This window comes from Leisingera sp. SS27 (genome assembly GCF_028368855.1).
Taxonomy (GTDB): domain Bacteria; phylum Pseudomonadota; class Alphaproteobacteria; order Rhodobacterales; family Rhodobacteraceae; genus Leisingera.
The window spans coordinates 1,090,962-1,107,177 of the sequence record NZ_JAQNCY010000001.1 but is presented as its reverse complement, the minus strand read 5'-3'; the positions used below and the strand labels follow the sequence as shown (position 1 = coordinate 1,107,177).

Here is a 16,216-nt window from a genome sequence, read left to right as displayed (position 1 = left end):
AGACCCTTGCGCCGTCGCGTCTTGGCCTTATGGTGACTTTCAAAGGAGACGTGCTGCAGTGCAGAAAGATTTCGAACAGACCCCGCAGGCCTCGCTGATCACTTCGACAGCTCCCATTGCCACCGCCACCCATGGCGGCCGGGCGAAATGCCTGCAGCGGCTGGTGCGGCTGGACCTGCCGGTGCCGCGCACGGTGGCGCTGTCGTTTGATGCGGTGCATTCCATTGCCGAAGGCCAGATGCCGGACCTGGAGGCGGTGCTGGCCGAATTCGACCCGGAGGCACTGCTGTGCGTGCGCCCGTCCTCGGAGGATCCGGATTGGGGCGGTCCCGGCGCGATCCTGAACATCGGCATGAACGACGCCCGCTACGTTGACCTGTGCGACAGCCTGGGGCGGGAGGCCGCGGCGGCGCTTTATCTGCGGTTCGTGCAGTCCTATGCGGTGCATGTGGCGCGGCTGGACCCGGATGTGTTCGACGATGTCGAGGACGGCGGCCCGGATGCATTGAGCGAGATCCTGCATGCCTATGAGGCGGAGACGGACGAGCATTTCCCGCAGGATCCGGGCGAGCAGCTGGCGGCGGTGCTGCGCTCGATGGCGCGGGCCTGGGAGGGCACCTCGGCTCGGCTGCTGCGCCAGGCCAAGGGGGCGCCGGCCGATGCGGGCCTGGGCCTGGTGGTGCAGGAGATGATCCCCGGCGTGGGCCAGGGCGAATGCGGGTCGGGTGTCTTGCAGCTGGTGAATTCCACCACCGGCATGCCGCAGCTGACCGGGCGCTATCTGAGCCAGAGCCAGGGGCGCGATGCGCTGGGGGCCGGGGCCGGGGCGCTGTACCTGGGCAAGGATGCGCGCGGACTGTCGCTGGAAGACCTGGCGCCGGAAGCCTTTGCGGAGCTGAAGGCCCATGCGGCACTGATGCGCCGGAAGCTGCGCGAGGAAATGCAGCTGGAGTTTGTCATCGAGAGCGGCCGGGTGCATATCCTGGACGGGGTGCGGGTGGCGCGGTCGTCACAGGCAGCGGTGCGGATTGCGATTGCGCTGGCTGAGGACGGGGTGATCCCCAAGGAAGAGGCGCTGATGCGCGTGGATGCGCATATTCTGAATGAGCTGCTGCACCGCCAGGTGGCGCCGGATGCCGAGCGCGACGTGATCGGGCGCGGCATTGCCGCAAGCCCCGGCGCTGCGACCGGAAAACTGGTGTTCACCGCTGCCGGGGCGCAGGCCAGTGCTGCGCGCGGTGAGCCTTGCATTCTGGTGCGCCGGGAAACCTCGCCGGAGGATGTGCGCGGCATGCATGCCGCCGCCGGTGTGCTGACGGAAAAGGGCGGCATGACCAGCCATGCGGCGGTGATTGGCCGCGGTCTGGGTCTGCCGTGCATCGTCGGCGCCTCCAACATGAAGTTCCACAGCAAGCGCAAGACGCTGGAGTCCGCCGATGGCCGCGTGTTCAATGCGGGCGACATCATCACCATCGACGGCAGCAGCGGCCAGGTGCTGGCAGGCCAGCCGCAGATGCTGGAGGCGGCTGAGGACGGGGCGCTGCAGACGCTGCTGGCCTGGGCCGACGAGGTCCGCGATATCGGCATCCGTGCCAATGCCGACACCCCGGAAGACGCTGAAATGGCGCGCAAATTCAATGCCCAAGGCATCGGGTTGTGCCGGACGGAGCATATGTTCTTTGAACCCGGGCGGCTCACGGTGATGCGCGAGATGATCTTTGCCGAGACGCCCTCGGGCCGGGAGGCGGTTCTGGAGCGGCTGCTGCCGATGCAGCGCGACGACTTCCGCGAATTGTTCCGGATCATGGAAGGGATGCCGGTCTGCATCAGGCTGTTCGACCCGCCGCTGCATGAGTTCCTGCCCGCGACCAAGACCGGCCAGCGCGAGCTGTCGGAGGCCTTGGGCATTCCGGTAAGCGATGTGACCCGGCGGGTGGAGGAGATGGACGAATACAACCCGATGCTGGGCCTGCGCGGGGTGCGGCTGGGCGTGACGGTGCCGGAAATCTACGACATGCAGGCGCGCGCCATCTTTGAGGCCACCCTGGAGGCCTCGCAGGAAGGCGAGCCGGTGGTGCCGGAGATCATGATCCCGCTGGTGTCGGCCAAGCGCGAGGTGGAGCTGGTCAAGGCCCGCATCGATGCGGTGGCCGCGGCGGTCAAATCGGAGCGCGGCGAGGATTTCACCTACCGTTTGGGGGTGATGGTGGAAACGCCGCGCGCCGCGCTGCGGGCGGGGGAGATTTCGCCGCATACGGCCTTCCTCAGCTTTGGCACCAACGATCTCACGCAGATGACTTATGGCCTGTCGCGGGATGATGCCGGGCGGTTCATGTCGGAATATGTGAACCAAGGGGTGTTTCCGGAGGATCCGTTCCATGTGCTGGACACCGACGGGGTCGGCGAACTGCTGAAACTGGGGGTGCAGCGCGGCCGGTCGGAGAACGGCGAAATCACGCTGTCGATTTGCGGAGAGCACGGCGGCAACCCCGAATCAATTGCTTTTTGCCGTGACGCGGGCTTTGATTACGTTTCGTGCTCGCCGTTCCGGGTTCCGGTTGCGCGGTTAGCCGCCGCCCAGCTGGCAATTGGCAGCAGAACCGGACAGGTTGCGCCAACTTACGCTAAATATTAAGAAAATTCGCGATAGCCAGCCGCCGGGAGCGGCGGCAGGCCAGCAGGTGCGTTAACCATGCTGTCGCACCCCCGGGCGGCAAGCTGGACGTTCGGGGTCATTTCCTTTAAAGGCTGCGACCGCATGTGGCCGGGGCAACCGGTTGCAAGCTGCTAGGACGGGGGAACCCTGAATGAAATTGTTGACTATGATTGCCGTGATGGCTGCCACCATCACGATGGGTAAAAGTGTTGCTGCCGAAACCGGGCTGGATGCGCTGATCGAGCGCGAGCAGGCCAGTCTCAACGCGGTACCTGCGCGGAAGTTCAGCGGATTTTTCGGATTCCGTTCCAATCCGTTCAAGAACCGCAAGACCAGCACGAAACAGGTGGAGTACTCAAAAGCCTGGCTGGACTCCCAGCCCAAAGCGACCGGTGGCGAACAGTTCGCCTGCCTGGCCGAGGCACTGTACTTCGAGGCACGCGGCGAGACCGTGAAGGGCCAGTTTGCGGTGGCCGAAGTGATCCTGAACCGGGTCCGGAGCGAACAGTTCCCGAACACGCCTTGCGGGGTGATCAATCAGGGGACCGGGCGCAAGTACCAGTGCCAGTTCACCTACACCTGCGACGGCTACGAGGAAGTGATCCGCGAGAAGAAAGCGTATCAGCGGGTGGCCAAGGTGGCGCGCGCGGCACTGGACGGGCTGAAATCGGAACTGACTGCAGGCGCGACCTACTATCATACCACCGCGGTGCGCCCGCGCTGGAGCCGCACCTTCACAAACACCACGCGCATCGGTGTGCATCTGTTCTACCGCGACGATCGCTACCAGACCGCGATGAGCAACTGATGGCATGAAGGCGGCATCCCGGTGCCGCTTTCTGCTACTGGCATGGCGTATGCGGGACTGTTAAGAAGCCGCTGAAAGTCTATTGTTGGGTCCCGCACCTGACACAGCCAGCCAAAGGCCCGTTTCCCATGCCCTCTGAAATCCGCCTTGCCTTTGCGCATCCGTCCGAACGTTCGATGGCCACTGCCGCACCCGGCCCGCTGGACCGGATTTCGCTGCGCGACCATACCGTCGAGGTGGAGATCGGCGCGTTCCAGGCGGAGCGCGGCTCGACCCAGCGGATCAGTTTCAACGTGGTGGTCGAAATTGCCCCGCTGCCAAAGGATCTGGACGACGATGTCGACCGGATCCTGTCCTATGACAAGCTGACCGAAGCCATCGCCCATGAGCTGGCGGCGGAGCGGCTGAACCTGCTGGAGACGCTGGCGGAGCGCGTGGCCGAGCGGATCTTGCTGGAGCATCAGGCGGTGCGCGCCTTTGTGCGGATCGAAAAGCTGGACCGCGGCCCCGGCGCGCTGGGCGTTGAGGTGGTCCGTTCCAAGGATCAGATCAGCCACCTGGCAGAGGAACAGGACCGCCCGCATCCACGGCTGATGTATCTGTCCAATGCTGCCATCGAGAGTGGCAACCTGACCGCCTGGATTGACCAGATGGAATGCCGCAAGCGGCCGCTGATCCTGTGCGTCGGAACGCACCCGCTGGCGGTGCCTGAAACGGGACACAAATGGACCCAGCGGCGGATCGACCTTTTGGCGATTGAACAGAATGCCTGGCGCCTGGCGGCCAAGGATGACCGCTGCGTCGTGGTGTCGACCCGGACCGAGCTGGATTGGGCGATGAAGAACGGCCAGATCTGCGTCTGGGCGCCGTCCAAGATCGTGCTGGATGCGGTGGACGGGCCTTCGGCGCCGCCCTCGAATTCTGTGGCGCTGGCGGCCTGGTTTGCGGCGACGTTTGAAGCTGGCGAGATGATTGTGCTTGGCGGGGATTTGCCTGATAATCCCGGTGTCCCCTTGCGGGCCGTCAGCGTGGAGCAAGCACAACTGTGACATATTACCGGCCGTTGGTTCAGCACGGCGAGGCGCGTCCCGAAGGCGCGGTTCCGCTGGCAGGCAGTTCCTTGTGGTTCACCGAGGTCGAAATCCTGAGCCGCGATGCGCCGCCGCGGATTGTGCCTGCCGGTCTGGTGCCTGAGATGGAGCGCCGCCGCCTGAGCGCGCGGCGCGCGTCGATTGCCGGGCTGGATATGACCCAGCCGCAGATCATGGGCATTTTGAATGTGACGCCGGACAGTTTCTCGGACGGCGGCAAACATGCCGGTATCGAGGCTGGAAAGGCCGCGGCGCTGCAGATGGTGGCTGATGGCGCCACGATCATCGACGTGGGCGGCGAGTCCACCCGGCCCGGGGCTGCCGAAGTGCCCGAGGCCGAGGAAATCGAGCGCACGGCGCCGGTGATCGCGGCAATTCGCGCCGAGAGCCCGGTGCCGGTCTCCATCGATACCCGCAAGGCCACGGTCGGCATGGAGGCGCTGGAGGCGGGGGCGAACCTGCTGAATGATGTCTCGGGCTTCACATTTGATCCGGCGCTGGCGCCGCTGGCGGCGCAGGCCAGCGTGCCGGTCTGCATCATGCATGCCCAGGGCGACCCGGCCACCATGCAGGACGATCCGCAGTACGGAAATGTGCTGCTGGATGTTTATGACTTCCTGAGTAATCAGATCGACCGGCTGGAAGCCATCGGCGTGGTGCGCGAGCAGATCGTGGTCGATCCGGGCATCGGGTTCGGCAAGACGCAGGAACACAATTTGACGCTGCTGCGCAATCTCAGCCTGTTTCACGGGCTTGGCTGCCCGGTGCTGCTGGGGGTGTCGCGCAAGAAATTCATCGGCACCATCGGCGATGCGCCGCGCGCGGATGCAAGGGCGCCGGGGTCGATTGCGGTAGGGCTTGCAGCGCTGGCGCAAGGCGTGCAATTCCTGCGGGTGCATGACGTGGCTGAGACGGTTCAGGCCCTGCGGCTTTGGCAGGCGGTCCGGTAAGGCCTTATTGGCAGGAAAGCATAATGCGGAAACTCTTTGGAACCGATGGCGTGCGCGGCACGGCCAATATCCATCCCATGACCGCGGAGATGGCGCTGCGCATTGGCGCGGCGGTGGGGCGTTATTTCCGGCGCGATGGCACTGGTGTGCACCGGGTGGTGATCGGCAAGGACACCCGGCTGTCCGGCTATATGTTTGAAAACGCGCTGACGGCGGGGCTCACCTCGACCGGCATGAACGTGCTGCTGCTGGGCCCGGTGCCGACGCCGGCCGTGGGGCTGATGACGCGCTCGATGCGGGCGGATCTTGGCGTGATGATCTCTGCCAGCCATAACCCGTCCGAGGACAATGGTATCAAATTCTTCGGCCCTGACGGCTTCAAACTGTCGGACGGTGCCGAGATGGAGATTGAAGCGCTGGTGGAAGCAGGGGTTGAACCGGCTCAGGCTGTCAACATCGGCCGCGCCAAGCGGATTGACGATGCCCGGTTCCGCTATGGCGAGCGGGTCAAAAGCTCCTTGCCGCGCAATCTGGGCCTCAACGGGCTGAAGGTGGTGATCGACTGCGCCAATGGCGCGGCGCACCGGACCGCGCCCGAGGTCCTGTGGGAGCTGGGTGCCGAGGTGATCCCGGTGGGTGTTGCGCCTGATGGCCTGAACATCAACCGCGGTTGCGGTTCGACCCATCCGCAGGCCGCGGCTGAGGCGGTGGTGGCGCATGGGGCGCATGTCGGGATCTGCCTGGATGGCGATGCCGACCGGGTGATCCTGATCGATGAGACCGGCACAGTTGCGGATGGCGACCAGCTGATGGCGCTGCTAGCCAGCCGCTGGGCCGACGAAGGCCTTTTGACCGGAGGGGCGCTGGTTGCAACCGTGATGTCGAACCTTGGTCTGGAACGGTTCCTGGAGGGAAAGGGCCTGGGGCTGGAGCGCACATCCGTCGGTGACCGTTATGTGGTCGAGCGGATGCGTGAAGGCGGGTTCAATCTGGGCGGTGAGCAATCCGGCCATATCGTGATGAGCGATTATGCCACCACCGGCGACGGGCTGATGGCGGGGCTGCATTTCCTGGCGGCGATGGTGCAGACCGGCCGGAAGGCGTCAGAGCTGGCGCACCAGTTTGAAACCGTGCCGCAGCGGCTGCGCAACGTGAAGTTCCAGGCGGGCCAGGTTCCGCTGGAGGACGCGCGCGTGCAGGACGCGATTGCCGCGGCGGAGAAGATGCTGGACGGTCAGGGGCGTCTGCTGATCCGCAAGTCCGGGACCGAGCCGCTGGTGCGGGTGATGGCCGAAAGCGAGGACGCCGAAGTGATGACGCTGGCGGTTGACAGTGTTGTTGCCGCGGTTGAGGCGGCTGTCGCGGAGTAACTGAGGGGGGGGCGTTCAGCCCCCTTTTCTGAAAAGGCGGCTGAGTCTGCCGAACTGGCTGAGGCCGAGGCCGCCCAGGATCATCACCATCGCCAGCAGCATTGAGGGCGGCAGTTCCTCGCCCAGGAACACCGCGCCCAGCACCACCGCCCAGACCGGCACCTGGTAGTTGGTGAGGGTCATGAAGGTCGGCCCGGCCTCGCGCACCACGATCACCCGCAGCAGGTTGGCGGCGGCGGTGGGGATCAGGCCGAGCACGGCGGCGATCAGAAGCGTTCTTGTGTCCGGCATCACCGGCGGGCCTTCGGCCGCCCAGGCGACCGGAAAGATGATGAAGCTTCCGATCACCAGCAGGATGGCAGCCAGACCCACGGGATCCACCGGCGGCAGGCGGCGGGTCAGGATGGAGCTGACCGAGTAGCAGACGGCGGCTGACAGGCAGGCGGCGCGGCCATAGGCTTCCAACTCGGCGCCGCTGGTTTCAAACGCCTTGCCGCCGATCAGCAGTGCGACACCGGCAAAACCGATGCAGAAGCCGATGAGGCGGCGCAGGGTCATCTGCTCGCCGGGGACAAAGAAATGCGCAAGCGGCAGCACCATCAGCGGAATGGCAGCCATGCTGACGCCGGTGAACCCTGAGGAGACATGCTGCTGGCCCCAGGAGATCAGCATGAAGGGCAGGGCGGTGCTGAGGATGCCGATCAGGATCAGCGAGGGCCAGTTGGCCTCAGCCTTGAACAGCCTGAACCCGCGCCAGCCCCAGACCGCACAAAGCAGTAGCGCGGCAAAGCCAATCCGGCTGGCCGCCAGCCAGAAGGGGGTGGTCCCCTCCAGCGCCAGCTTGATCAGCAGAAAGGTTCCGCCCCAGACAAAGCCCAAGGTGGCGATCATCAGCCAGTAGCGCGGAGCGATATCGGGCATGGGGTCCTCGTGCCGGGTCTGCGCGCGACAAGACCCCGCCGGGCGGGCGGGGTCAATGGCAATTGCTTTGTTACCGATCGAACAGTTCGCGCTTTATGCCACGCGCGGGCGGCGGCTGCGGCTGAGAAGGAGGCCGCCGAGGATCAGCGCCAGCGCGGCAAACAGCTGCGGCGGCAGGGTTTCGCCCAAGAGGGCCGCGCCGAAGATCACCGACCAGACCGGCACCTGGTAATTCACGGTGGACAGGAATGCCGGTCCCGCGCTGCGGGCGACTTGGACCAGCAGGACTTGCGCGAGCGCCGTGGGCAGCAGGCCGAGGTAGATAACGGCACCGAGCGGCAGCGCGGCGGGCAGCTCCGGCACGCCCTCGGCCCAGAGCGCGGCGGGGGTCATCATGGCGGCGCCGCACAGGAGGGCTGCGGCGGAAAGCGACAGCATGTTCACCTGCGGGCAGAGCCGGGTGATGATCGAGCCGATGGCGTAGCAGAGCGAAGCGCCGAGGCAGGCGAGCCGGGCCAGCGATTCAAAATCGGTGCCGGCGGAGCGGAAGGCGTCGAGCCCGATCAGCACCACCACGCCGGCAAAACCGATCACGAAGCTGATGGTGCGGCGCAGGGTCATATGCTCGCCCGGCACCAGCAGATGCGCCAGCGGCAGCACAAACAGCGGCACCACAGCCATGCAGACCCCGGCAAAGCCGCTGGCCACGTAAGTCTGCCCCCAGCTGAGCAGGGTGAAGGGCAGCGCGTTGGTGAAGAAGCCCATGCCGATGGCGCAGGCCCAGATGATACGGCCTTCGCGCGTTCGCGGCGAAGGCAGACCGATGCCCATGGCATAGACCACGCTCAGGAGGCACAGCGCGCCGATGGAGATCCTGAGCGCGGCGATGGTCATTGGCGGGAAGCCCCTGAGTGCCAGCGACACCGCCATGAAGGAGGCGCCCCAGATCACGCCGAGGAAGAGGAGCTTGGCCCAATTGGCGGCGCCGGGAGTGTCTGGCATCGGATGCCCTCAATGAAATAAATGAAAAAGGGCGCCCCAAACCGGAGCGCCCTGCAGAGGTAAGGTCAGCGGATGGTTCCGCGGGCGCCTTAGTTCTTCTCTTTGTCGACCATCTTGCCGGCCGAGATCCACGGCATCATGCCGCGCAGCTTGGCGCCGGTTTCTTCGATCAGGTGCTCGTCGTTGGCACGGCGGGACGCTTTCAGTGTCGGCTGGCCAACCTGGTTTTCCAGCATGAAGTCGCGCACGAACTTGCCCTGCTGGATGTCTTCCAGAACCGCTTTCATGCGGGCTTTGGTTTCGTCGTACTTCAGGATGCGCGGGCCGGTGACGTACTGGCCGTACTCGGCGGTGTTGGAGATCGAGTAGTCCATGTTGGCGATGCCGCCTTCATAGATCAGGTCAACGATCAGCTTCACTTCGTGCAGGCACTCGAAGTAGGCCATTTCCGGTGCATAGCCGGCTTCGACCAGGGTCTCGAAACCGCAGCGGATCAGCTCAACCAGGCCGCCGCAGAGAACTGCCTGCTCGCCGAACAGGTCGGTTTCGCATTCTTCGCGGAAGTTGGTTTCAATGATGCCGGAGCGGCCGCCGCCGATGGCGGAGCAGTAGCTGAGGCCGGTTTCCAGCGCTTTTCCGGTGGCGTCGGTGTGAACCGCGACCAGGCAGGGCACGCCGCCGCCTTTGGTGTATTCGCCGCGCACGGTGTGGCCCGGGCCCTTGGGCGCCATCATGATGACGTCGACGCCTTCTTTCGGCTCAATCAGGCCGAAGTGCACGTTCAGGCCGTGGGCAAACGCGATGGCTGCGCCCGGACGGATGTTGTCGTGGACGTACTTCTTGTAGGTTTCTGCCTGCAGTTCGTCGGGCATGGTGAACATGATCACGTCGCACCAGGCGGCGGCTTCTGCGATGCCCATGACCTGCAGGCCTTCGCCTTCGGCTTTCTTGGCGGAGGGGGAGCCTTCGCGCAGGGCAACAACAAGGTTCTTGGCGCCGCTGTCGCGCAGGTTCAGCGCGTGGGCGTGGCCCTGGGAGCCATAGCCCAGGATGGCCACTTTCTTGTCCTTGATCAGGTTCACATCGCAATCGCGGTCGTAATAAACGCGCATGATCCACGTCCTTTCGTTTGGTGTTTGAAGGCATCATAGGCATGTGGGCGGGGAAGGCGATTGCTGTTGCGCATGAATTTCGCAGTATCTTTGCGGTAGTCATTCGCAAATTTCGCTGATAGTGGTGAAATCATGCTTGATGATCTCGACAGGCGCATTCTGCGCTACATGCAAAGCGACCCGGAGCAGTCGATTCCGGATCTGGCCGAACGGCTAGGCCTCACTGCCTCGCGACTGTCGCGGCGGCTGGAGAAGCTGCGCGAGGCACGCGTGATTCTTGGCCAGCGCGCGGTGATCGACTGGCGGGCTTTGGGGTATGAGGTGGAGGTCTCGCTGCGGGTGACGCTGGACAAGACCAATCCACGCGCCTTTGACGAGTTCATCGAGGCGGCCCGCGGCATTGCCGAAGTGATCGAGATCCAGACCTTTCTGGGGCAGGTGGATGTGCGGCTTTCGGTGATTGCGCGGGACATGCCGCATTACCAGCAGATCTACCGCGCGGCCATTTTGAACCTGCCGCATATCACCGACATTGAGGCGCTGATGCATGTGGCGCGGATCAAGTCGGATGAGGTGCTGCCGGTATGAGTGCTTTGGATCATCTCGACTTCGCCATTCTGCGGGCGCTGTCGGAGGATGCGACCATGTCGGCAGGTGCCTTGGGGCGGCAGCTGGACCTCAGCCAGCCAGCCACCTGGCGGCGGATCAAACGGCTGCAGGAGGCGGGCATCATCGCTGGCCGCAGGCTGGAGTTGGATAAGGAGAAGCTGGGGTTCGGCGTCACCGTCTTTCTGGGGGTGAAGCTGGCGACCAAGGGGCGGGTCAGTTTGGAAGATTTCGAACGCGCGGTCTCTGCCATCCCCGAGGTGCAGACGGTGGAGCATGTGCTGGGCATGTATGACTACCGCCTGCGGGTGACGGCGCGGGATATTTCCGATTTTGAGCGCGTGCTGCGCCGCCGGGTGATGACATTGCCGGGGGTGGGGAACGTTGAGGCCAATGTGCTCTTGAGCGAGGAGCGGCGGCCGGGGCCGCTGGGCTGATGGGGAGGCTGGATCTGCAAGGCAAGAACGGAAAGCCGGTGAAGGCGAAACTGCCGGCAGATCATGAATTCGCGGAGCTGATTGCAGAAGCCTACAGGGTTTTTGCGGCACCCAAGCCCGCGGAGACCGGCGTCTGCAAGGGGTGCTGCATGAATCCTGCCATCGAGGCGGATTTTCTGGTGCCTGATATTGCGGACCTGCCGCTGCACTACCTGCAGGACTGGTATTTTGCCGCCGTGTCCGATGCCTTCGGTCAGCCCATCTGGCGCTACCTGCTGCCGCGGGTTCTGGAGGTTCTCGCCAGCGGAGAGGAGCTGGCCTATGTCGGGCTTGAGGTCAGCCTGAGCCGGTTTCCAACCGGAGACGCTTCGCGCTGGAAGGCAGCGGAGTGGGCGGTGCTCGACAGGTTCCGGCACATGTACGTGGACCGGGCTGTCCGGCACGGCGAGGACTGCCTGGATGATGTGCTGTGCATGTTCGGGATTGCTGGATGGCCGCTAGCGGATTTGTTCGCGCAGGTGATGGACGTTCCGGCAGATGCGCTTGCGGAGAGGCTGTGGCGGGACTGGTGCATCGGGCGCCCGTCGATCTGGATCACGGCGTTCTGGGACAATGGCGGCAATTCTGATGCCTTTGCCTTTTACACCTCGCCGGAGCTTTACCGGCGGATGGCGGATCTGCCCTTGGATGAGCAAACGCCGCCAGAGCTGGCGGAAAAGGCGCTGGCGGTGGCCGGGGTGATCGAGCAGGCGGTGGCCTGGGACGCCGACGGCTGAGGCGCGATTGCGCCGGATGGGCGGGCCGCAGCAGAGTGTTTGTTGCCGATCAGAAACCCGCTTGGCGCAAATGCGGGTGTTTTCTGTCGTGCTTGGGCTGTCTTTTCCTTTCCGTTTCGCCAGTATCCCCCTTCGGAGAACGGCGGCGGCGCTGTATGCCATTGTAGGCTTTGCCAAAGCCTGCGGCACCGGCTAGCCGTTAGTAAAGGAAGACAAGGGAGGCCCAGATGGCACTGCTCGATACCGTGGACCCGCAGGGTCTGGATGAATTTTCGGTGGTTTTCACCGACCGCTCGCTCAACCACATGTCCAAGACCTTTCAGACCGTGATGCTGGACATCAATGCGATGCTGAAAGAGGTCTATAACGCCGAGGCGGTGGCGCTGGTGCCGGGCGGCGGGACTTATGCGATGGAGGCGGTGGCGCGCCAGTTTGCCCGCGGGGCAAATGCGCTGGTCGTGCGCAATGGCTGGTTCTCCTACCGCTGGAGCCAGATTTTCGAGGCCGGCGGCTTCACCGCGTCCTCGACCGTGATGAAGGCGCGCCGCACCGGCAATGAGAGCGCCTCGCCGTTTGAGCCCGCGCCGATTGCGGATGTGGTGGCTGCGATTCATGAGCAGAAGCCGGACATCGTCTTTGCGCCGCATGTGGAGACCGCCGCCGGTGTGATCCTGCCGGACGGTTATGTGACCGCGATGGCCGCAGCCGCGCATGAGGTGGGCGCGCTGATGGTGCTGGACTGCATCGCGTCGGGCTGTGCCTGGGTCGACATGAAGGCGACCGGTGTGGACGTGCTGATCTCTGCCCCGCAGAAGGGCTGGAGCGCGTCTCCGTCCGCGGGTCTGGTGATGTTCTCGGACCGTGCGCTGGCGCGGCTGGAGGAGACCACTTCGGACAGTTTTGCCATCAACCTGAAGCAGTGGCGCACCATCATGAAGGCGTACGAGGACGGCGGTCACGCCTATCATGCCACCATGCCGACCGATGCGCTGAAGGCGTTCCGCGATACGATGCTGGAGACCAAGGAATACGGCTTTGGCAAACTGCGCGATGCGCAGTGGGCGCTGGGCAACGGCGTGCGGGCAATGCTGAAGGAGAAAGGCATTACTTCGGTTGCCGCCGACGGTTTCGGCGCGCCTGGCGTGGTGGTGAGCTATACCAGCGATCCGGAGGTGCAGAACGGCAAGAAGTTCCTGGCACTTGGCACTCAGATCGCGGCCGGCGTGCCGCTGCAGTGCGACGAGCCTGCAGATTTCCGCACCTTCCGGCTGGGGCTGTTTGGCCTAGACAAGCTCTATGACGTGGATGCCACCATCGCGCGTCTGAAAGCGGTCGTGGATCAGGTGCTTTAACGCAACATCCGGACTGGGCTGCGCAAGGGGATATTGCTTGTGCGGCCCAGCCCGTGGCGCAGGGTGAGCCAGATCACCCCGAGGCTGATTGCTAGCCAAATCCCGCCCCACAGCATGGTTGCGCCGCCGAATTCCTCAGCCATCATCCGCGCGTCGGAGCGCAGGTAGGACCGCGCGATGGTGTCGTCCCAGATATCAAGCGGCGCGTAGATCATGCTGCTGACCCCGATCACCCGAAGGATCATGTCGTTGATGTTGAGGCTGAGGTAGCGCGATGCGGCGAGCATCAGCGCGCCGGTGGCAAGGGTGAAACCAAGCGCAAAGAGATCCCGGACATAGAAGGCAGCAACAGCGAGGGTAATCGCGCCGAAGACGGCAAGCACCTTGCGGTCCCAATCGGTGCGCAGGGCAATCACGAACAGGGCAGAGCCGATCATCAGGGAGCCGCTGTAGCCAGCCGTGAGCGTCAGGAACCGGCTGCCGCCGCGTGAGACCACCCTGCCGCCCTCGTAGGGGTCAATGGTCAGGCTGACCACGTCGCCGCCGGTCAGCAAGGTCATGGCGGCATGGGAGAGCTCATGCAGGAACACGGTCAGGATCCGCAGGGGCAGCAGTGCCGGGGTCTGCCAGAGGGCGGCAATGGCCAGGGTCAGGCAGAGGAGCTGCCAGTGGCCTTTGACGAAGCGTGCGGCAGCCCGCATGTTATTTCATGCCCATCATTTGACACCCAACCCCATCTGCATGAGCGTCTTGCGCACCGGCGCCAGCGAATACAGAGCATTGAGGCCAAAGGCGCGCAGGTCGCGCAAGGGGCGGGGGGCCAGCATCGAGGTGCGGTTCAGGAGGTCGATGCCTTTGACGCGCAGCAGGATCTCGCTGTGGCGGGCCTTGTGGTAGGCCGCCAGCATTTGCGCGTCGCCCAGTCCTTCGGGGCGGGCCTCGGCCAGTTCCAGCAGGCTGCGCAGATCGCCCAGGGACATGTTGAGGCCCTGGGCGCCGATCGGCGGCACCACATGGGCGGCTTCGGCCATCAGCGCCAGCCGCTCGCCGTTCAGCCGCTCTGCGGACTGGCTGATGATCGGCCAGATGGTGCGGCGTGACGCCAGTTTCAGATCGCCGAACAGCCCGCAGCTGCGCTCGGTCATCGCGGCCTCAAAGGCGGATGGCTCCAGGTTCAAGAGGTCCTGCGCCCTGGGTCCGCGCTCCATCCAGACAATCGCGGAAGAGGGCTGGCCCTGATAGTCCGGCAGCGGCACCAGTGTGAACGGTCCGCCGGAGCGGTGGATCTCGGTGGAGACGTTTTCATGCGGCACCGGGTGGGTGACAGCAAAGGCCAGCGCCTTTTGCCCGTAACGGGTGGTTTTCACCGGAATGCCCGCGGCCTCGCGCATCGGCGAGTTGCGGCCGTCGCAGGCGACCACCAGTTTGGCCGTTACCTGGCTGCCGTCGCTGAGGCTGACGCGCGCCTCAGCGGTCCGGGTGAAGAGGGCGGTGGTGCCGGTGCCAAAGCGCAGATCCACGTTGGGCAGTTCCGCCAGCCGGGCAATCATCTCGCGCCGCAAGAGCCAGTTGGGCAGGTTCCACCCGAACGGCTGATCTGAGATATCGGCGGCGTTGAAATCCTTGACCACCCGCGGTTCGGGCCGGTCGCCGCCGGCATCGACGATGCGCATGATCTGCAAGGGGGCGGCGTGGTCCGCCAGCCGCGCCCAGATCCCGCAGCGCTCCAGCAGGGCCTGAGCGGGCTGCAGAAAGGCGGTGGTGCGCAGGTCAGAGCCTTCGGCGTCGCGTTCTGTGACCGGCGGGGCCGGGTCGGTGCAGATCACGCTGAAGCCGCTGGACGCAAACGCGGCGGTTGCGGTCAGTCCCGCAATGCCGCCGCCGGAAATCAGGATGTCGCAGGTCTCGGCCATGGTCTCAGCCCTCCGTTGTTGCCCTGAAATAGGCTTTGACGGAGGGGGAAGACAAGCCGCAACCTGCCGCGCGGGGAATTAGCCGCGGGTGATGGAGAGCAGAACCAGGAACATCACCGGCACCATGCAAAGCGCGGGAATGTAGAGGCCCGGAATGCCGAACAGCAGGATCGAGCAACCCCAGAGGCTTACAAAGGTTGCCAGAGCGTAGCCGATGTTCTCTTCGGGGCCATAGGCGACCTCCTTGAAGATCCGTCCCAGCAGCGGCACGGCAAACAGGATGCGCTGCCACAGGGTCAGGCGGGCGGGGAGGGTGTATGCGCTCATCGAATGGTCTCCTGCATTTGTCTTCGCGGCGCATATAGGGAGGAAAACATGCAGCAAACAGGTATATTTTGACGCAGTTGCGAAGTTTCGCCGGAATGCAATTGCACACATTCCGCGATGCGGCAAACCACTGCGCAAAAGCGTCCCGGCGCTGGTTCCGGGGGTCAGGTCAAGGCGGCGAGGAACCCCGCCAGATCGTCGGAGTGATGGTGGATATGGTCCGCCTGGACCGGCTCTGGCGCCACATGCACGGTGCGCATGCCCATCTGATGCGGGGCGGCCAGGTTGCGCGGATCGTCCTCGAACATGGCGGCCTGCTGCGGGGCGATCCCGGCGCGGTCAAACACCCGGTCAAAGGCGCGGCGTTCCGGTTTGGGGTGGTAGTCGGCATGTTCGACGCCGTAAACGTCATCGAACAGCCCGGACAGACCGCGGGCGGCCAGCACCCGTTCCGCATAGGGGGCAGAGCCGTTGGTATAGACGATCTTCTTGCCCGGCAGGTTGCGGATCGCGGCCGCCAGCGGCGCGTCCTCCTCCAGATGGTCCATAGAGATGTCGTGCACCGCGACCAGATAAGGGTCCGGGTCCAGATCGTGTTCGCGCATCAGCCCTGCCAGGGTGGTGCCGTGCTCGCGCCAGTAGTGGCTGCGCAGGCGGTCGGCCTCGGCCCTGTCCACCTTGAGCGCGTCCATCACATAGGCGGTCATCTTGACCTCGATCTGGTCAAACAGCCGTGCGGAGGGGTGATAGAGGGTGTTGTCCAGATCGAACACCCATTCGCAAACGTGGGAAAAGGAATGTTTGGGCATGGTGCCGAAGTAGGGGCCCCAAGCGGTATTTGCAATCAAAAGCGCATTTTGCCTGCGGGTTTTCAGCGCGTTGGCGCCATCAGGGT

The 16,216-nt window shown here is 64.5% G+C and carries 16 protein-coding genes; 9 read left to right on the top strand and 7 right to left on the bottom strand.

Annotated elements, in window-relative coordinates:
* Window positions 1-58 precede the first annotated feature (58 nt).
* The 5 genes from N6L27_RS05490 (at window position 59) to glmM (ending at window position 6,875) form a co-directional block, all read left to right on the top strand.
* The gene (locus tag N6L27_RS05490; RefSeq protein WP_271906116.1) at window positions 59-2,635 is read left to right on the top strand and encodes a putative PEP-binding protein; all 2,577 of its coding nucleotides are present in this window, start codon (window positions 59-61) and stop codon (window positions 2,633-2,635) included.
* 172 nt (window positions 2,636-2,807) lie between these two features.
* Entirely contained in the window at window positions 2,808-3,464 is a 657-nt protein-coding gene (locus N6L27_RS05485) for a cell wall hydrolase (protein ID WP_271906115.1), read from the top strand.
* A gap of 128 nt (window positions 3,465-3,592) precedes the next feature.
* Complete coding sequence (locus N6L27_RS05480) at window positions 3,593-4,513, top strand: dihydroneopterin aldolase (RefSeq protein WP_271906114.1); 921 nt, start codon at window positions 3,593-3,595, stop codon at window positions 4,511-4,513.
* A complete protein-coding gene (gene folP / locus N6L27_RS05475) occupies window positions 4,510-5,505 on the top strand; it encodes a dihydropteroate synthase (RefSeq protein ID WP_271906113.1) in 996 nt (331 codons plus the stop codon). The genes N6L27_RS05480 and folP overlap by 4 nt, the downstream gene beginning before the upstream one ends.
* Window positions 5,506-5,528: 23 nt before the next feature.
* Window positions 5,529-6,875, top strand: coding sequence for a phosphoglucosamine mutase (gene glmM, locus N6L27_RS05470; RefSeq protein ID WP_271906112.1), 1,347 nt, complete (start codon window positions 5,529-5,531; stop codon window positions 6,873-6,875).
* Window positions 6,876-6,890: 15 nt separating this feature from the next.
* On the opposite strand, the gene N6L27_RS05465 is transcribed toward glmM, so the two are convergent.
* From N6L27_RS05465 to ilvC, 3 genes are all read right to left on the bottom strand, one after another.
* On the bottom strand, window positions 6,891-7,796 hold the full coding sequence (locus N6L27_RS05465; protein ID WP_271906111.1) for a DMT family transporter: 906 nt from the start codon (window positions 7,794-7,796) through the stop codon (window positions 6,891-6,893).
* Between the two features lie 93 nt (window positions 7,797-7,889).
* Window positions 7,890-8,798, bottom strand: a complete 909-nt coding sequence (locus N6L27_RS05460) for a DMT family transporter (RefSeq protein WP_039184014.1) — start codon at window positions 8,796-8,798, stop codon at window positions 7,890-7,892.
* Between the two features lie 89 nt (window positions 8,799-8,887).
* Window positions 8,888-9,910 (bottom strand): ketol-acid reductoisomerase, encoded by a 1,023-nt coding sequence (ilvC, locus tag N6L27_RS05455; RefSeq protein ID WP_019298383.1) that lies wholly within the window; start codon window positions 9,908-9,910, stop codon window positions 8,888-8,890.
* Window positions 9,911-10,042: 132 nt separating this feature from the next.
* Between ilvC and N6L27_RS05450 the strand changes: the two genes are divergently transcribed.
* The 4 genes from N6L27_RS05450 (at window position 10,043) to N6L27_RS05435 (ending at window position 13,081) form a co-directional block, all read left to right on the top strand.
* Window positions 10,043-10,498 (top strand): Lrp/AsnC family transcriptional regulator, encoded by a 456-nt coding sequence (locus tag N6L27_RS05450; protein ID WP_174145420.1) that lies wholly within the window; start codon window positions 10,043-10,045, stop codon window positions 10,496-10,498.
* Window positions 10,495-10,953 (top strand): Lrp/AsnC family transcriptional regulator, encoded by a 459-nt coding sequence (locus tag N6L27_RS05445; RefSeq protein ID WP_271906107.1) that lies wholly within the window; start codon window positions 10,495-10,497, stop codon window positions 10,951-10,953. Before N6L27_RS05450 ends, N6L27_RS05445 begins: the two co-directional genes overlap by 4 nt.
* Window positions 10,953-11,729, top strand: a complete 777-nt coding sequence (locus N6L27_RS05440) for a hypothetical protein (protein WP_271906106.1) — start codon at window positions 10,953-10,955, stop codon at window positions 11,727-11,729. Before N6L27_RS05445 ends, N6L27_RS05440 begins: the two co-directional genes overlap by 1 nt.
* A 227-nt stretch (window positions 11,730-11,956) precedes the next feature.
* Window positions 11,957-13,081 carry an aminotransferase class V-fold PLP-dependent enzyme gene (locus N6L27_RS05435; protein ID WP_271906104.1) on the top strand — a complete coding sequence of 375 codons (1,125 nt, stop codon included), beginning with the start codon at window positions 11,957-11,959 and terminating at the stop codon, window positions 13,079-13,081.
* Here N6L27_RS05435 and N6L27_RS05430 read toward each other — a convergent pair.
* From N6L27_RS05430 to N6L27_RS05415, 4 genes are all read right to left on the bottom strand, one after another.
* Window positions 13,078-13,782, bottom strand: a complete 705-nt coding sequence (locus tag N6L27_RS05430; protein ID WP_271906102.1) for a M50 family metallopeptidase — start codon at window positions 13,780-13,782, stop codon at window positions 13,078-13,080. The two genes, N6L27_RS05435 and N6L27_RS05430, sit on opposite strands and share 4 nt — an antisense overlap.
* Window positions 13,783-13,797: 15 nt before the next feature.
* Window positions 13,798-14,994 carry a UbiH/UbiF family hydroxylase gene (locus tag N6L27_RS05425; RefSeq protein ID WP_271906100.1) on the bottom strand — a complete coding sequence of 399 codons (1,197 nt, stop codon included), beginning with the start codon at window positions 14,992-14,994 and terminating at the stop codon, window positions 13,798-13,800.
* A gap of 78 nt (window positions 14,995-15,072) precedes the next feature.
* On the bottom strand, window positions 15,073-15,321 hold the full coding sequence (locus tag N6L27_RS05420) for a hypothetical protein (protein WP_039184022.1): 249 nt from the start codon (window positions 15,319-15,321) through the stop codon (window positions 15,073-15,075).
* Window positions 15,322-15,485: 164 nt separating this feature from the next.
* Entirely contained in the window at window positions 15,486-16,130 is a 645-nt protein-coding gene (locus N6L27_RS05415) for a pyrimidine 5'-nucleotidase (protein ID WP_271906098.1), read from the bottom strand.
* Window positions 16,131-16,216 lie beyond the last annotated feature (86 nt).

What these genes read in the sequence shown, in the direction of transcription:
- N6L27_RS05485 (WP_271906115.1), top strand. Translation starts at nt 2,808, where the DNA reads ATGAAATTGTTGACTATGATTGCCGTGATGGCTGCCACCATCACGATG.
- N6L27_RS05480 (WP_271906114.1), top strand. Translation starts at nt 3,593, where the DNA reads ATGCCCTCTGAAATCCGCCTTGCCTTTGCGCATCCGTCCGAACGTTCG.
- glmM (WP_271906112.1), top strand. Translation starts at nt 5,529, where the DNA reads ATGCGGAAACTCTTTGGAACCGATGGCGTGCGCGGCACGGCCAATATC.
- N6L27_RS05465 (WP_271906111.1), bottom strand. Translation starts at nt 7,796, where the DNA reads ATGCCCGATATCGCTCCGCGCTACTGGCTGATGATCGCCACCTTGGGC.
- N6L27_RS05460 (WP_039184014.1), bottom strand. Translation starts at nt 8,798, where the DNA reads ATGCCAGACACTCCCGGCGCCGCCAATTGGGCCAAGCTCCTCTTCCTC.
- ilvC (WP_019298383.1), bottom strand. Translation starts at nt 9,910, where the DNA reads ATGCGCGTTTATTACGACCGCGATTGCGATGTGAACCTGATCAAGGAC.
- N6L27_RS05450 (WP_174145420.1), top strand. Translation starts at nt 10,043, where the DNA reads ATGCTTGATGATCTCGACAGGCGCATTCTGCGCTACATGCAAAGCGAC.
- N6L27_RS05445 (WP_271906107.1), top strand. Translation starts at nt 10,495, where the DNA reads ATGAGTGCTTTGGATCATCTCGACTTCGCCATTCTGCGGGCGCTGTCG.
- N6L27_RS05440 (WP_271906106.1), top strand. Translation starts at nt 10,953, where the DNA reads ATGGGGAGGCTGGATCTGCAAGGCAAGAACGGAAAGCCGGTGAAGGCG.
- N6L27_RS05435 (WP_271906104.1), top strand. Translation starts at nt 11,957, where the DNA reads ATGGCACTGCTCGATACCGTGGACCCGCAGGGTCTGGATGAATTTTCG.
- N6L27_RS05430 (WP_271906102.1), bottom strand. Translation starts at nt 13,782, where the DNA reads ATGCGGGCTGCCGCACGCTTCGTCAAAGGCCACTGGCAGCTCCTCTGC.
- N6L27_RS05425 (WP_271906100.1), bottom strand. Translation starts at nt 14,994, where the DNA reads ATGGCCGAGACCTGCGACATCCTGATTTCCGGCGGCGGCATTGCGGGA.
- N6L27_RS05420 (WP_039184022.1), bottom strand. Translation starts at nt 15,321, where the DNA reads ATGAGCGCATACACCCTCCCCGCCCGCCTGACCCTGTGGCAGCGCATC.
- N6L27_RS05415 (WP_271906098.1), bottom strand. Translation starts at nt 16,130, where the DNA reads ATGCCCAAACATTCCTTTTCCCACGTTTGCGAATGGGTGTTCGATCTG.